The sequence below is a fragment of the Flavobacterium cerinum genome, assembly GCF_004028155.1.
Taxonomy (GTDB): domain Bacteria; phylum Bacteroidota; class Bacteroidia; order Flavobacteriales; family Flavobacteriaceae; genus Flavobacterium; species Flavobacterium cerinum.
In genome coordinates this window covers 18,765-34,486 of record NZ_SBII01000014.1, presented here as the reverse complement: position 1 = coordinate 34,486, position 15,722 = coordinate 18,765, and the positions used below count along the sequence as shown (strand labels likewise).

19 protein-coding genes are annotated in these 15,722 nt (G+C 36.7%); 12 read left to right on the top strand and 7 right to left on the bottom strand.

From position 1 onward, the window contains the following. Window positions 1-4: 4 nt before the first annotated feature. Complete coding sequence (locus EPI11_RS16715) at window positions 5-769, bottom strand: Kdo domain containing protein (protein WP_128391135.1); 765 nt, start codon at window positions 767-769, stop codon at window positions 5-7. 94 nt (window positions 770-863) lie between these two features. On the opposite strand from EPI11_RS16715, the gene EPI11_RS16710 reads away from it, so the two are divergent. The 9 genes from EPI11_RS16710 to EPI11_RS16670 all read left to right on the top strand — a co-directional run bounded on the left by EPI11_RS16710 (window position 864) and on the right by EPI11_RS16670 (window position 9,134). Next, a complete protein-coding gene (locus tag EPI11_RS16710) occupies window positions 864-1,718 on the top strand; it encodes a glycosyltransferase (RefSeq protein ID WP_206619135.1) in 855 nt (284 codons plus the stop codon). A gap of 8 nt (window positions 1,719-1,726) precedes the next feature. Continuing rightward, complete coding sequence (locus EPI11_RS16705) at window positions 1,727-2,830, top strand: glycosyltransferase family 4 protein (protein WP_128391133.1); 1,104 nt, start codon at window positions 1,727-1,729, stop codon at window positions 2,828-2,830. Window positions 2,831-2,912: 82 nt separating this feature from the next. Continuing rightward, window positions 2,913-4,016 carry a DegT/DnrJ/EryC1/StrS family aminotransferase gene (locus EPI11_RS16700; protein ID WP_128391132.1) on the top strand — a complete coding sequence of 368 codons (1,104 nt, stop codon included), beginning with the start codon at window positions 2,913-2,915 and terminating at the stop codon, window positions 4,014-4,016. A 1-nt stretch (window position 4,017) separates the two neighbouring features. Next, window positions 4,018-4,593: an L-threonylcarbamoyladenylate synthase gene (locus EPI11_RS16695; RefSeq protein ID WP_128391131.1), complete on the top strand. Its 576-nt coding sequence runs from the start codon at window positions 4,018-4,020 to the stop codon at window positions 4,591-4,593. Then, complete coding sequence (locus EPI11_RS16690; RefSeq protein WP_128391130.1) at window positions 4,593-6,023, top strand: CCA tRNA nucleotidyltransferase; 1,431 nt, start codon at window positions 4,593-4,595, stop codon at window positions 6,021-6,023. The genes EPI11_RS16695 and EPI11_RS16690 overlap by 1 nt, the downstream gene beginning before the upstream one ends. Window positions 6,024-6,118: 95 nt before the next feature. Beyond that, window positions 6,119-7,150: a COX15/CtaA family protein gene (locus tag EPI11_RS16685; RefSeq protein ID WP_128391129.1), complete on the top strand. Its 1,032-nt coding sequence runs from the start codon at window positions 6,119-6,121 to the stop codon at window positions 7,148-7,150. Beyond that, on the top strand, window positions 7,147-8,394 hold the full coding sequence (locus EPI11_RS16680) for a hypothetical protein (RefSeq protein ID WP_128391128.1): 1,248 nt from the start codon (window positions 7,147-7,149) through the stop codon (window positions 8,392-8,394). Before EPI11_RS16685 ends, EPI11_RS16680 begins: the two co-directional genes overlap by 4 nt. Continuing rightward, window positions 8,388-8,834: a S41 family peptidase gene (locus EPI11_RS16675; RefSeq protein ID WP_128391127.1), complete on the top strand. Its 447-nt coding sequence runs from the start codon at window positions 8,388-8,390 to the stop codon at window positions 8,832-8,834. The genes EPI11_RS16680 and EPI11_RS16675 overlap by 7 nt, the downstream gene beginning before the upstream one ends. Before the next feature lie 117 nt (window positions 8,835-8,951). Next, window positions 8,952-9,134 (top strand): CsbD family protein, encoded by a 183-nt coding sequence (locus EPI11_RS16670; protein WP_128391126.1) that lies wholly within the window; start codon window positions 8,952-8,954, stop codon window positions 9,132-9,134. Window positions 9,135-9,248: 114 nt separating this feature from the next. Here the strand turns inward: EPI11_RS16670 and EPI11_RS16665 are convergent, their stop codons facing one another. The 6 genes from EPI11_RS16665 to EPI11_RS16640 form a co-directional block, all read right to left on the bottom strand. Continuing rightward, window positions 9,249-9,665 (bottom strand): hypothetical protein, encoded by a 417-nt coding sequence (locus EPI11_RS16665; protein WP_128391125.1) that lies wholly within the window; start codon window positions 9,663-9,665, stop codon window positions 9,249-9,251. 86 nt (window positions 9,666-9,751) lie between these two features. Then, the gene (locus tag EPI11_RS16660) at window positions 9,752-10,507 is read right to left on the bottom strand and encodes a LytR/AlgR family response regulator transcription factor (protein WP_128391124.1); all 756 of its coding nucleotides are present in this window, start codon (window positions 10,505-10,507) and stop codon (window positions 9,752-9,754) included. A gap of 52 nt (window positions 10,508-10,559) precedes the next feature. Continuing rightward, window positions 10,560-10,880 (bottom strand): 2TM domain-containing protein, encoded by a 321-nt coding sequence (locus EPI11_RS16655; RefSeq protein WP_128391123.1) that lies wholly within the window; start codon window positions 10,878-10,880, stop codon window positions 10,560-10,562. A 7-nt stretch (window positions 10,881-10,887) separates the two neighbouring features. Beyond that, complete coding sequence (locus EPI11_RS16650; RefSeq protein ID WP_128391122.1) at window positions 10,888-11,196, bottom strand: 2TM domain-containing protein; 309 nt, start codon at window positions 11,194-11,196, stop codon at window positions 10,888-10,890. A gap of 4 nt (window positions 11,197-11,200) precedes the next feature. Further along, entirely contained in the window at window positions 11,201-12,544 is a 1,344-nt protein-coding gene (locus EPI11_RS16645; RefSeq protein WP_128391121.1) for a 2TM domain-containing protein, read from the bottom strand. A gap of 8 nt (window positions 12,545-12,552) precedes the next feature. Beyond that, on the bottom strand, window positions 12,553-13,176 hold the full coding sequence (locus tag EPI11_RS16640) for a hypothetical protein (RefSeq protein WP_128391120.1): 624 nt from the start codon (window positions 13,174-13,176) through the stop codon (window positions 12,553-12,555). A 147-nt stretch (window positions 13,177-13,323) separates the two neighbouring features. Here EPI11_RS16640 and EPI11_RS16635 point away from each other — a divergent pair, with 147 nt between their 5' ends. The 3 genes from EPI11_RS16635 (at window position 13,324) to EPI11_RS16625 (ending at window position 15,517) form a co-directional block, all read left to right on the top strand. Next, window positions 13,324-13,872: an STM3941 family protein gene (locus tag EPI11_RS16635; RefSeq protein ID WP_128391119.1), complete on the top strand. Its 549-nt coding sequence runs from the start codon at window positions 13,324-13,326 to the stop codon at window positions 13,870-13,872. A 119-nt stretch (window positions 13,873-13,991) separates the two neighbouring features. Continuing rightward, window positions 13,992-14,570, top strand: a complete 579-nt coding sequence (locus EPI11_RS16630; protein ID WP_128391118.1) for a hypothetical protein — start codon at window positions 13,992-13,994, stop codon at window positions 14,568-14,570. Between the two features lie 101 nt (window positions 14,571-14,671). After that, window positions 14,672-15,517: a helix-turn-helix domain-containing protein gene (locus EPI11_RS16625; RefSeq protein WP_128391117.1), complete on the top strand. Its 846-nt coding sequence runs from the start codon at window positions 14,672-14,674 to the stop codon at window positions 15,515-15,517. Window positions 15,518-15,722 lie beyond the last annotated feature (205 nt).

Here is a 15,722-nt window from a genome sequence, read left to right as displayed (position 1 = left end):
ATATTTAATTTTTTCGGAGGCCCAGTTTTCTTTTAAGGGCACGTTTGCGGTGAAACCTGTTGCTAAAATACTGGGTGTGCTTTATCATAAGAGATAAAACCTCATTATAAGTCTTACCATACAGTTTAGCATATTCATCACTCATTACCTCAACCAAATGTATTTCGGGTGTTAGTTTTGCCATATTGACTACCCTTTCTTCAAAGGACATCTTGCGGTGGAAGTTCATCCTGTTAAGATCTACCAAGAAGAAGGCATACTGCCCCTCACCTACCTTCTTGATCAGGGTATTTCCGGGAGTATGGTCAAGGAATTCTATTCCTTTTTCATGAAGCTCATAGGTAAAACGCGTAAACTGCCTTAAAATGATTTCGTGTTCAGGATAATCAGGTATTTCTATCAGCTGCCTGAAGGTAAGTTCTGTTACCAGCTGTTCGCTCATGTAGTAACTATCCTGTAGCGACAGCAGGGTACGGTGCTCAAAATAAGCTATAGGCTGTGGTGTACCAATACCTTTTTCCAGAAGCAGGTTTGCAAACTCATACGAGCGGCGTGCTTTAGATTTTCTGAAAAAACGGTAAACCAGTTTGTTTACAATATTGGGAATCTTAAACGATTTTACATTTACTGTAATGGTCCCCAGTCCAAACAGTTTTATCTTGTTTCTTTTTCCGTCAACAAACAATCTACCCTGTGTATCGAAATTTTCGATTATACGGTTTATCTCTTCAGATTGGTGCAGGAATTCAGGATGGATGACTTTATTCATTCAGCAATTGCAATTTTGTACAAAAGTAACCATTTTGAATTTCTTACTTCAAATAATTGGTTTATTTTTACCTCCACTAACCGCAAGCGCCATCATGTTTAACCACTATCTTATTACCCGTTTTAATCTTAAAAACCCAAAATGGGATGTTACTAAAAATAACGAAACCCTGTTAACAGATGAGTGGCTGGAACACAGGCTGTGGCTTTTTGAAAATTTCTGCTTTCCATCGGTAGCAGCGCAAACCAACCAGAATTTTACCTGGCTGATCTATTTTGACACTACAACTCCCGATGCATACAAGCGAAAAATTGAGGCAATAATTGGCCAGCAGCCTAATGTAAAGTTGTTTTATATTGATGGCATGCCTGCTTTTTATCCTGAAATAAACAAGCTGATCATTATTGAAGCCACAAACAAACCCTATCTAATTACCTCGCGTATTGATAATGACGACTGTATTAGTAAAAACTTTATAGACGAAGTACAAAAACAGTTTGCCAGCCAGGATTACATGGCTATAGATATTATAAAAGGATACTCGCTCCAAATAAAACCACTGATAATGGTGGGTAAAAAAGAGCACATTTTTAACCCTTTTATCAGTCTTATTGAGAAAAACGAGAATCCGAAAACCGTGTGGGCCAACGACCATAACCACTGGAAAAAAGAGACCCGCGTAACACAAATTACCGATAAAAGATTATGGATGTCTATAATCCATGAGAAAAACAAAGTGAATGAATTTGACGGTTATGGTAACGTACCGTGGAACAGCATCAGTAATGAATTTATAGTATCTGACGCTATGGCAGCCACCATAAACAGTGAAATACTGCCCCACAGCAAATGGGCATGGACAAGTTTTAAGAACGAACTCTATGTTAAGTGGGTACTTTTTAATAAAATGCTTAAAAAAGCTCTGGGTATCTATAAACTAAAATCGTAACAGCAAGGATGAATGTACTTAATGTAACTACAATGGTAGGTATTAGAGGCGGTGATATGCAGATGTATACCGTATATAACCTTCTTAGAGAGTATGAAGATGTAAAACAGTTTATACTTTGCCCTGAAACATCTGACCTTGCTAAAATGTGCGAGAGGGACCATGCTCAATACTATACGTACAAGAAAAATAAGCTCAAGGTTTTGAATACTGTGAGTGCCATTATAAAGATATGCCGTAAGGAAAAAATCGATATACTGCATATACACGATTCTACCGCACTTACCTATGCACTGATGGCGCTGAAGTTTTTACCGTCATCTATAAAATTGGTACTAAGCAGGAAACGCAACAACCGTATTAAAGACAAGTTCTTAAACCGTTACAAATATTCACACCCAAGGATCGTAAAAATAGTATCGGTATCAAAAGCTGTAGAAGCTATTTTTGGAAACATTATTAGCGACAAAAGTAAACTGGTGACCATTTATGATGCCATCGACGTACAAAAGTATGCTTCTAAAAAGAGCCTTAACCTTATACACGAAGAGTACAATTTAAGTACCGATACCAAAATAGTAGGCAATATAGCAGGGCTTACCAACCAAAAAGATATTTTCACTTTTGTGGATACTGCAAAAAAAATACTGGATAAAAGCAACGGTCTTTTCCCTGTAAAATTTGTTGTAGCCGGTAATGGAGTACTTATGGACGACCTTACTGCTTACATTAAACAACTTGGTTTACAGAATGATGTTTTCCTGATGGGCTTTAGAAGCAATGCTGCCGATTTGCTTCCGGAATTTGATGTCTTTTTAATGACCTCTATTACCGAGGGACTTCCACTTACTATCTATGAGGCATTTGCTGCAAAAATACCTGTAGTATCTACTGATGCCGGAGGAATAAGAGAAGTGCTTATTCATGAAAAAACAGGACTTATGACAGCTGTAAAAGATACAGAAGCATTATCTGATAACGTTATCCGAATACTAAAAGACGATGCTTTTAAAGAACGTATTGTTCAAAATGCTTATACAACCGTTACCGAAAATCACGATCTTAAAACAATGAAACAGAACTATTATAAGTTCTTAAAATCATTATCCTAAGCGATACCATAAAGATATATCGGCTGATATGCTTAATTTTACCGAATAAACAACTTATAACTGGCGAAGTGCTGTTTGTAATATGATAAAATTTCTTGACCTCCAAAAAGTAAACCTCCTGTACCAACAGGAAATTGAAGCGCAGCTGCTAAAAACATTTAGAAGCGGCTGGTACCTTTTTGGTGAAGAAGTGAAGCTTTTTGAAGAAAACCTGGCGGCTTACATTGGTGTTGAACATGCCATAGGTGTGGCCAACGGACTGGATGCGCTGCGACTGATCTTAAAAGCCTATATAGAAATGGGTATTATGGAGCATGGTGATGAAGTTATTGTACCTGCTAACACTTATATTGCTACAATACTTGCCATTACAGATAATAATCTTGTACCTGTACTGATAGAGCCGGATATAAATACTTATAATATCGATATTGCTAAAATTGAAGCAAAATTGTCTGAGAGAACAAAAGCAATAATGATAGTACATTTGTATGGACAGGCAGTATTTAGCAATGATTTAAAAATACTGGCCGAAAAACATAACCTGAAAATTATTGAAGACAATGCTCAGGCTATTGGTGCTGAATGGAATGATATAAAAACAGGAAATCTTGGCGATGCTGCCGGGTTTAGTTTTTATCCCGGTAAAAACCTTGGAGCCATAGGCGATGCCGGAGCGATTACTACTAATGATGATGCTTTAGCAAAGACCATAAGAGCCGTAGCTAATTATGGATCGGAACAGAAGTATGTAAACATGTATCAGGGCCTTAACTCAAGACTGGACGAAATACAGGCTGCCGTACTGAATGTAAAGCTAAAATACCTTGATACTGAAAACCAGATTCGAAAAGAGATAGCACTGTTTTTTATTGAGAACATTAAGAACAGTACCATTATACTGCCACAACTGCCCATTGATAATGTGCACGTTTGGCACCTGTTTGTGATCAGGACCTCTCAAAGAGATAAACTAAAACAATACCTGGATGAAAAGGGAATACAAACCCTGATCCACTACCCTATACCGCCGCACCAGCAGCAGGCTTACCCGGAACTAAACCATTTATCGTTCCCTATTACAGAACAGATCCATCGTGAGGTATTAAGCCTGCCAATTAGCCCGGTAATGACACAAGAAGAAATAAGATTAATTGTTGATACCATCAACGCGTATACCCTATAACATGAGCACAGAAGATATTAATGCAGAAGTACACAATGCCTTTGAGGTAATAAAAAATGGAGGTATCATTCTTTATCCAACCGATACCGTTTGGGGAATTGGCTGTGATGCTACCAATGCTGAGGCCGTAAGCAAAATTTATGCGCTTAAACGCCGTGAAGAAACCAAGAGCATGATCGTGCTTATGAATGCCGAAAAGATGATGTACAGCGTATTTAAAGATATCCCGGAAGTAGCATGGCAGATTATGGACCTTAGCGAAAAGCCTACAACACTTATACTGGACAATCCGCGTAATGTAGCATCAAACCTTATCGCTCCGGATAAAACCCTAGGTATACGTATGGTAAAAGAACCTTTTTGTTTTAAGCTGATGGAACGCATGAAAAAACCATTGGTTTCTACATCGGCAAACGTGAGCGGTATGCCTACACCTAATTCTTTTAAAGAAATCTCCCGTCATATTTTGGACGGCGTAGACTATATTGTAAATTTGCAGCACAATAAAGTTGCCGCAAAACCATCTACCATTATAAAATTAGGTAATGATTTACAGGTAAAAGTGATACGACCTTAATGGAAAACAAAACTTCATACAAAGAAGCATTAGATAATAAGATATTTAAAATCACCTCGCAGGCTGCTGTAGAACTTAACGTTAAGAGTTATGTTATAGGCGGTTTTGTAAGGGATTTTCTTTTAAAAAGGGATTTTAAAAAGGATATTGATATTGTTGCCGTAGGCAGTGGTATTGATCTGGCACAAAAAGTGTCTTCTCTTTTGCCTAAAAAACCAAAAGTACAGGTATTTAAAACCTATGGTACTGCAATGCTTCGCTTTGACGAGATTGATATCGAATTTGTTGGTGCGCGAAAAGAATCGTACCAGCACGACAGCCGTAACCCTATTGTAGAAACGGGAACACTGGAAGACGACCAGAACCGACGCGACTTTACTATAAATGCCTTAGCGCTTTCATTAGATGAAGCCGATTATGGCGCACTGGTAGATCCTTTTAACGGTGTGGAAGATCTTAACAACAAGATCATCCGTACACCTCTTAATCCTGATATCACCTATTCTGACGATCCGTTGCGAATGATGCGTGCCATCCGTTTTGCATCCCAGCTTAATTTTACTATTGAAGAGGAATCTCTAAAGGCTATTGAGCGCAATAAAGAGCGTATCAGTATTATTTCGGGTGAGCGTATAGTTGATGAATTGAACAAGATACTATCATCTGCTGTACCATCTGTAGGTTTTTTGCTTTTATACCAAACCGGTTTGCTGGATATTATACTGCCTGAACTTACAGCTCTAAAAGGCGTTGAAGAAGTAGAAGGACAAACTCATAAAGACAATTTTTACCATACCCTTGAAGTGGTAGACAATATAGCACTAAATACTGATGATGTATGGCTGCGATGGTCTGCCCTATTACACGACATCGGTAAAGCACCAACAAAGAAATTTCACAAAAAAGCAGGGTGGACATTCCACGGACATGAATTTGTAGGTGGAAAAATGGTAAAAAAACTGTTTGAACGACTACATATGCCGCTTAACCATAAAATGAAATTTGTTTCTAAAATGGTTATGCTAAGCTCCCGCCCTATTGTTTTGGCACAGGATATCGTGACCGACTCGGCAGTGCGCAGACTTATCTTTGATGCAGGTGAAGATGTAGAAGACCTGATGACACTTTGTGAAGCTGACATTACAACAAAAAATGCTCAGAAATTCAAGAAGTACCATAACAACTTTAAGATCGTACGCCAAAAGATCGTAGAAGTTGAAGAAAGAGACCATGTGCGCAATTTCCAGCCGCCTATTAGTGGTGAGGAGATCATGGAGATCTTTAATTTAAAACCGTCTAAAGAGATTGGTATTCTTAAAGAAGCTATTAAAGAAGCCATATTGGAAGGCGAAATACACAACGACTATGATTCGGCTTATGCTTATATGATGGAAAGAGCAAAAAAGCTGGGATTAGTTGTTACAAAATAACACAGTTGGAACCTGTATAGGTTTTAAGCATCTTATGACTTTTATCATTTCATACCTACAAGGACTTTAAGACCTTGCAGGAAAATACAAGCATCATGAAAAAATATTTTACCCGCATTACGAAAATCGCACTTGTACTTGTTTATCTGGTTATTGTAGCCGGAGCATTAGTACGTATGACGGGCTCAGGAATGGGCTGCCCGGACTGGCCGAGATGTTTTGGGTATTACATTCCGCCAACTGATATTTCGGAACTGATGTGGTCGCCCAACCATGAATTCAAATCAGGTCAGGTAATTATTAAAGATGAAAAACTTTGGGTAGCTAAAGAAACCTTTACCACTACCGACACCTATGATGCAGGAAATTGGGAGCTATACACCAAACACGACTATGCAACGTTTAACCCCATGCATACCTGGGTAGAATATGCAAATCGGCTTGTAGGTGCACTTGCAGGTGTTGCCGTATTTATTATGGCTATTGCATCATTTTCATTTTGGCGTGAAAAAACAAAAGTTATTTTTCTGTCGTGGTTAGCTGTCTTTTTAATGGGCTTCCAGGGCTGGCTGGGTGCAACGGTAGTCTATTCGGTGCTTAATCCTGTTAAGATCACTATACACATGGTAATGGCACTGGTTATTGTTGCTCTTATCCTATATATACTATCGCTTGCCAAAGCAAAAACTGCAGCTTTTAAATATGATAAACTGTTTAAAAGTTTATTAATAGTATCGATACTATTAACCCTTATACAGGTAGTATTGGGTACACAGGTACGCCAATTTGTAGACGAGCGTGTAAAAATGCTGGGGTACGAGAATATGCACCTAGTACTGGACAATCCGCTGGTTAGTTTTTACTTTCACAGAACCTTCTCTTTTGTAGTTTTTGGTATTAACCTGTGGCTGTACCTCCGTAACAAAAAACTAAACCTTGGCTTTGCCAAAACAACCTGGATAATGTGGCTGATGGTTATAGAGATAATATCGGGTGTTGTAATGTATTATTTTGATTTCCCATTTGGCATGCAAAGTACCCACTTAGTAGTAGCCTCTTTGCTTTTTGGGGTACAGTTTTACATGATATTAGAAAGCAAAAGAAAAACCATAACTTTAGAAGTATGAAAAACATCTGGATTGTAATCGCCTTTTTTGTAACAGCAGCCACTACCGCACAGCAAAATGTAAAACAATCCGATGAAGATTTATACACCCTCTGTAAAGTATGGGGACTAATAAAATACTATCATCCTGAAGTCTCTAATGGAAAAATTGATGCCGATTCTCTTTTGCTTACTTCATTAAACAGAGCCGGTAAAGCGTCAGATCATATAAAGGAATGGCTAACGTATATCGATCGTAAGCCTGTAAAGAATACTGCTGTAAATACATCTAAATGTGATGATGCTGATAACCGCAACGTCTCGTTAAACTGGATAAAGACCGATAAAAACCTTACCGACAAACAAAAGAAATACCTTAACGCATTAGCACAAAACCCCAATCCGGGTACTTATTACTCTCATAATGTTGACGATATAGAGACCATAACCTATTCCGGGCATAATGAAAAGACCTATAAAGACAAAAACGGAGAGGAACGCTATCGTATTCTAAATCTTTTCAGGGCATGGAATGTAATAGAATATTTCTTCCCGTATAAATATGCCATTTCCAAAAGCTGGGATAAAGTACTTGCAGATTTCATTCCGCAGTTCAGGAATGCATCAGACAGGCTTACACACAGCAAAACGCTAATGGCTTTCTCGTCTACGATTGAAGATACACATGGAGAAATTACACCCAGCCTTTATACTGAAGTATTTGGAACCTATGGCGCGCCCTTTACCATTCAGATCACCGAAGACAAAGCTGTAGTTACAAAGATGATCGAGCCTCCTTACTATGGTGTTAAACCGGGTGATGTTATTGAAACACTAGACAATATTCCTATTAAAGATATTATTGCTGAAAAATCGAAATACATCCCGGCATCAAACAATGCTGTAAAAAACAGGGATGCCTATAATTATCTCTTCAAAAGTAACAATGAGGATACTTTTACCATTAAGGGTTACGATAAAGAGAATGTTCCATTTAACCGAACTATAAAGCGTACTGACAAGATCAATGTTTGGTACAAGGAAGGTATACCTGATAATCCTTTAGTGCGTTATGATGAAAAAACACAAAAAACGATCTATTCTGCTATAACAGATAAGAACATTGGTTACATTGATTTTTCGATGCTTAATCCGGCTGAGACCGACAGCCTTATGAAAGCCATGAAAAACACCAAAGGGATTGTTTTGATCTTAGGGGATATAATGATGACGGCGGCCTTTTTAAAACATTTCATTACCTGCTAAAGGAACCGAAATGGTTTGGCATAAAGACTAAAGCAGATTTTAGTAGACCGGGCAGGTTTTGCTTTGAGGACTTTATTATCATTGAAAAGTATAAATATGCAGGAAAGAATAATCCTGATGCCTACAATGGTAAAGTTGTGGTATTGATCAATGAATATACTCAAAGTGCCGAAGAATTGTGGGCTATGATGTTTAAGACTATTCCGGGGGTAACGCTTATAGGAAGCCAGACGGCAGGTGCAGATGGTAATAAAACACCAATCCCGCTGATTGACGGAGGCACTATGGTATTTTCCGGTTTAGGTATTTTTTATACTGATAAGAGCGAAACCCAAAGAATAGGCATAGTACCGGATATTGTTGTAAAACCCACTATTAAAGATGTTCAAAACAACACTGATGCCTTGGTTAATAAAGCTTTTGAGGTTATTTTGAAATAAAAAATAATCCGTTCACATAATATTAGTAAGCGGTTAAACTTGTATTAAACCACTGGCTTTATACCTTTTATGGCAGTAACTTTATAAAAGAAATAAAAACTTAAAACAATAAATGTTATGCCAAATTCAACTGAACTAAAAGGAAACTGGGACGAATTTAAAGGAAAACTAAAACAAAAATATGCTGAACTGACAGACGATGACGTTACGTATCAGGAAGGCAAAGAAGATGAAATGTGGGGAAAACTTGAACAGAAATTAGGTAAGGCGAAAAAAGAAATTATGTCTTTATTCCAATAATCTATTTTCCTTCAGGTTGTAAAACCACACCTTCCGGAGCTGTTTCATAAACACGCAATTAGCAGATGCTGATGTTGCAAAAGTTTATCAAACAGCTCTTTTTATGTCTATAATTTATTCTTTTAGTCTTTTATTAAAAACACCACAGCTCCATAGCGGCCACAGGACAAGCAATGGATGTAAAAACAATCGTGTTAGCCTGAGCTGGTCGGTATTAAGACCAAAAGCATCAACATGATTGGCATACTGAGCATAGTTACCAGGAAATATGGCAATAAAAAATAGTGCAGCAATCCATCCAATAGTAATGCGGTAGCTTTTAAGGAAGATCAGTGAAAGTCCAAGCACTATTTCTACCACACCGGATAAGAGGACTACCAGATCGTCATGGAGCGGCGCCCAGCTGGGTACCTGCGCGAGAAAATCAATACGTAAAAAAGTAAGGTGTCCAATACCTGTAAAAACTAAAAGACAGCCCAATAGTATCCTGAAGATATTTTGGGTTTTGGTGTAATGGGTAATTGTTTTCATAATTGTAATTGATTGGCTGCCCTAAAGTTAACAACAAATAAATTACAAAAATCTGATTCATAGATTTTTATCTAACTTCAAAAAGATCAGTTAAGCCATTCTCTAAAATCGTTTACACGTTCACGGCTCACGATTACCTCATCTTCTTTATAGGTAGGCAGTATAACTTTTAAGCGGGAATTGGTATATACTACTATATCTTTTATTGCATTTATACATACAATAAACTTCCTGCTTACGCGGAAAAACTGAGCAGGGTCGAGTTCTGTTTCCAGTTGTTCCAAAGTACATTCTAAAAGATAATTGCGTCCATCTGTAGTATGGATATAGGTGCCTTTATTTTCGCTGTAAAAGCATTCTGCATCCTCAATGTTGATCATTTTGAGGTGCTGTCCCATTTTTACCGTAAAACGCTTCTTGTAGCTTTTCTCTAACGGATTGGCCAGCATTCGTTTTATCTGATCGAAATCCAGTGAATGGCTTGGGAGTTTTGGCAGGCGTTCCCTAAACTTTTTAATCGCCAATTCAAGATCGTCTTCATCTATAGGTTTGAGCAGGTAGTCTATACTGTTTAATTTGAAGGCACGAAGGGCATATTCATCATAAGCTGTAGTGAAAATAACGGCACTATCTATGGCTATGGTATCGAATATTTCGAATGAAAGACCGTCTGAGAGCTGTATGTCTAAAAATATCAGCTCCGGATGCGGATTGTTTTGAAACCATTCAATTGATTCTTCTACAGAATGCAGCATGACACCAGCTTCTACTCCCAGTTTTTGCAACTTGCGCTGTAGCAATCTTGCTGCCGGTTTTTCGTCTTCAATTATTATTACGTTCATTAGGATTGGTTCAAAGTTAATGGTTGTTAGTAAGGTATCATTTTGGTTCACGCTACTCCCATTGGTTCTTTTTATTCTTTTCGCGTTCCATGTATTCTTTAATTTTTTCTTCTTCCCAATCTTTAGCAATAATGATAGTTGGTTTAAATACACTTACCCAGTGCACACCTAATCCTACACCCCAGCTGATCATTGTTGTAAAAGTAGCCCATTCAAAAAAAACGTCATCGGATTTCATACTAACCAATTCCATTATCAAGAGGGATATATTTACCAATAAATAAACTGCCAGATGCTTATAAAAGCCTGCCATTGCTTTTACTTTTTTTCTATACTTATCCTCTAAGTGTTGATTTTTAAATGAATTGTCCATAACAGTATTATTCAAATTTTGTTCGCTGCTCTTCTATCTTGTTCATCTTATCCATAAGCTCTTTTAGCTTTCTTTCTTCCCAATCTCTTCCTAAAAACGGATAATATCCAAAGGCACCCATTCCATGAGAGATTACCCCTATACCCCAGCCCAGCATAGAGAACCAAAACCACTGAAATTCGGGCGTGTACGTAAGATTTACATAGATAATAATGGGTAGTACAATGAGATAACAGGTAAGGTTTATATAAAACCCTTTAATTTCTTTTACTTTTCGCTTTGCCTTATCGTAAGCAATTTTTTCAGACTCTTCCATGATATTATTTCCAACGGTTAGACTTGTCTTTTTCCATAAGTTCTTTTACTTTACGCTCCTCCCAATCATTATTTAAAAAGGGCATATAATCGAATGCTTTGAAAGCATGCATCACTACACCTATGCCCCAACCCGCAGCAGGATATATAAACCATAAATGTTCAGGATAGGTAATAATATTCAATATTGCGAGCCCGGTTATTACCACTATATATGAGGCTAAATTGCCATAAAATGCTTTTATTTCTTCTACCTTTTTCTTTGCTCTGAAATATATAGTATTTGATTCGTCGTGACTTGTTTCCATGATAGTAATTTGTTTCGTTAATACCGGCAATTTTACCGTAAAATACTGGTCTGTTTGTTCTATCTGCACCTTTCGGGCAGTAATAATAGCATAGCGGCTAATAATATTTTGCAGCCCTACACCCCGTCTGTCCTGCAGTACTTCTTTCTTTTGAAAATCATTTTGTACTACGAGGTAACCTTTTTCTTCAAATATTCGTATGCGAAGCGGCTTCTTAGGGCTCGCTATATTATGTTTTACCGTATTTTCCAACAGCAGCTGCAATGAAAGTGGTACTACCTTAGCATCCGGACTTGAACCCGTTTGAGGCAATTCATAGAAAATACTGTTCTCGAATCGCATCTTAAGCAGATTCATGTACGTTTTTGCAAAAGCCAGTTCTTCGTCTACACTTACCAGTTCTTTATCCTTTTGTTCTAAAACGTATCTGTATATTTTAGATAGCGAGGTAGTAAAACGCTGGGCATTATCAGGGTTTTCTTCTATAAGTGAACTTAACACGTTAAGGCTATTGAACAGGAAGTGAGGATCTATTTGGTTTTTAAGTGTTTCGAACTTTGCCGAAGCCGTTCCTGCAATTATTTTTTGTTCTTTTATCTTATTTTCCTGATATCTTTTGTAGACATAAAATGCGTTTACTAAAAGTGTAATTACCAGGGTAATAATTATTGACACATAATAATTACCAAGTGTTTCGGCAGCAATAAATTCTGTGATTGTTTTGCCCTTTATTACTATCTCTTCCGCTATCCTTAATAAAAAAATACAAAAAAGAGTACTGGTAAAAGAAAAGAAAACACTTGCTATAAATTTTTTGAACGTAATATGTCCTTTACCAAAAACGATATCCATCTTGTGGAAAACGAAAGAATTGACTGCATACAGAATGAGCGTATAGAGTATTACACATAAAAAATTAATTAGCAGGTCATCGTTCAATTGTAAAGACAATCCATTAGCCAGTGCAATGATCCATACCACGAGAAAGATGATCGTGCCAAGTACTATTCCCCTAATTAATTCTCTATACAATCTTTTCATCCTACTCTCTATTTATCACATTGTTTTAAAGCATTCTGAGCTCTGTCCAGCCCCCAATTAGGATGAAAAGCAGATTCAGGCTTAAAGGTAGCAAAAAGACCAATTGCACGTTCAATCTCTGCACACATTGGCTTGGTATCCATATTAAAATATGCCGCTGCTCCAATTTCAAATTCTGCTTTACAAAATACTACCCTCGGGTTCTTAGGCGCAATACTAATTGCTTTATCATAAAGTTCATTGGTTTTAGCAGAGAGTTTCATTCCGTTTGTCATTGGGTCATAAACAATCCAGGCAGTATTGATCATGGCCTGCATAACCAGCAGTTCGGCATTATCAGGTGCTATAACCATTGCATTATCCTGAGCCGTTTGTGCTTTAGTAAGCAATGCATTGATCATGTCTTTGTCTTTTGTTTTAAACGCCTCTGTTGTGTTTACCAATGCAACATAATAAGAAGGCAGCCAGTTATTTTTTTCTACTGTTGCAATCCTTTCAAATAATGCGGATGCTTCCGTTGGTTTATTTTCACCCCATAAAGTAAGTGCTTTTTTCATTCCTGTTTCATACTGTGTTTGTGCAGTTACTGCATTCACTACAAGTACCATTAAAAGTGTAATAAGTCGTATCATAATAATTTAAGGTTTAAGGTTGTTGTTTTTTGATGTAGCAAAGGTGCTAACAATTAACTTCTTGTAAAAAACAGTTTTACCCAACTGTAGAATTTTAGGGATGAGTTGTTATTTTTAGTTAGATTTGGCAAAACAAACCTTTTTACTATGACACGAATTGAAATTCCTTTAAGCAAAACCAAACTTTTAATTAGCGTTGGCAGTGCCGCACTTTTTGTAGTGCTTGGTTTTTATATTATTTTAAAAGGTGCACATTCACAAGAAGATTTTAACCCTTTACTAGTACAGGGTATTGGTTTTGTATCGGTTGTGTTTTTTGGAGCAATAGCTATATTTGGCTCTAAAAAAATATTTGACCGTACTCCGGGGCTGATAGTTGATGACAAAGGTATTACAGATAATTCCAGCGGTGTATGTGTTGGGCTGATAGAATGGAATGATATTGCGGGTGTAAGTACATCAGCTGTAATGTCTACAAAGTTCTTGTTAATACACGTTTACAATCCTGAAAAATATTTAGCCAAGGCTAATAAAAACAAAGCAAGAATAATGAAGGCCAATATGAAAATGGTAGGCACACCCTTATCAATTTCTTCCAATACCCTTCAATGTGATTTTGCCGAACTGACAAAATTAGTAACTGAGGCTTTTGAAGGCAACAAAAACGTCAAGGTTACACCATTTGTGAATTCTTAAAAAATCACAAAAAATATTCGCAATAATATCCTATCACACTAAAACTTATCACTTTAGTTGTTATATTTGATATTAAATTGCCAACTAATTAAATTTATACTAATTAAAACGTGAAAAAAATGAAAGCATCTCTACTTAAAGTACTGCTCGCCGTTGCTTTTTTCAGTTCTATTTATGGTTGCAGCAGCAGTGAAGAAGATAGCGGAAATAAACCCCATACTTCATCATCTTCCTCTATTGGGGGATCTTATAACATTGTTTCAATGACTTCTAATATTGAAGTAGACTTAAATGATGATGGAATATTATCTACCGATTTATTAACAGAGATCGATCCTGCATTTTTTAATGCTCAAACACCGGAGCTTGAAATAAAACCGACAATAGTTAATAATCAGCTCGTTCCTATGATGAGCTTTTACCTTCCATTACCAAAACTGAATTTTACTACTCCGGGAAAACCTCATGGATCAATATCCTATATTCGAAGTGGTTTGGGTTATTATTATGAGTTTGATAATGCAACTCAAACAATTACACTTAACAACAATGGTTCTAATGGGATATATGGTAATGTAGATAATGTTCAGGTAATAGGGAAAAACATGCTAAAAGCAATGTTTAGCAAAAATTATTATGATTTTGCTACCGCCAAATGGATCACATTAAAAATTACATGCATCTATAAAAAAATGTAATAACAGATTTTATTTTTAATTACACCCACTATATTAACAAATAAAATTAGGGTAAACTGCCACACACCTGTTTGAAATCATAGTATAAAACGCCAAACACTATGAATTATAAGGAAACCATTCAAACTAATGCAGTTTCATTACCGCATCCCAGCAAGCTGCTAATCATTGAACCGCTTGATTACCCAAATCCTTATGATTTTCATCATCCGCATCGTCACGATTATTTTGAAATCATCCTTATAAAAAGCGGCACTGGTTTTCAGCTTATCGATTTTACACCTTACACCATTAATGAGGGGCAGGTTTTTACAGTATACCCAGGACAGGTACATCTTATGGAACGCAATACCGCTGAGGGTATGATCATACAATTTCGTAAAAACATTTTCGAATTTATTTATCCCATAAAACATTCCCATCTGTACTTTCCTGAACCCGTATTCACTTTAGATCCAGAAACTTTTTCGCACTTGTATAATCTTACTGAAAGCATGTGGCAGCTGCTTCAAAAAGAAGACTTATCTCCGTTTTCTGTACATAAAGCATATAGCTATTTACAAATTATATTGATCTCATTAACAGAATTGCACCATGATAAAACAGCACATACCAATGAGCATGTTGTTATTCAGTTTCTATCACTATTACCTCAATATATAAAATCTAAAAAGAAAGTATCTGAGTATTGTGATCTTATGGGCTGCAATCCTGATAAGCTCAATATAGCCTGTAAATCGGCGTTAGGAAAAACAGCACTAAAGCTTATTCACGAAGAAATGCTACTGGAAATACGACGTATGCTATTACTAAATAAGCATTCGCTCAAAGAAATTGCCTATGAACTAAATTTCGACAGCCCAGCAAACTTTAGCGGTTTCATTAAAATCTACACAGGCCTAACACCCTCAGAATTACAAACATCTATTCTAAAAATATTTAAATAAACCAAGTATTTATTTACTTTATACCTATCCTAAAAAACAGTATTAAAAAAATGAAACCCATAAAAGAATAATTTTGTGTTTATACTTTATGAAAGTAACTCGTGTTATAGAAATATCGGGCGTTTGAATTTATTTTCTATCATTACAAAATTACAACCCTATTTTAAGAATTTACTGCAATGGTCTTTGCAGTGAAAAAATAAGG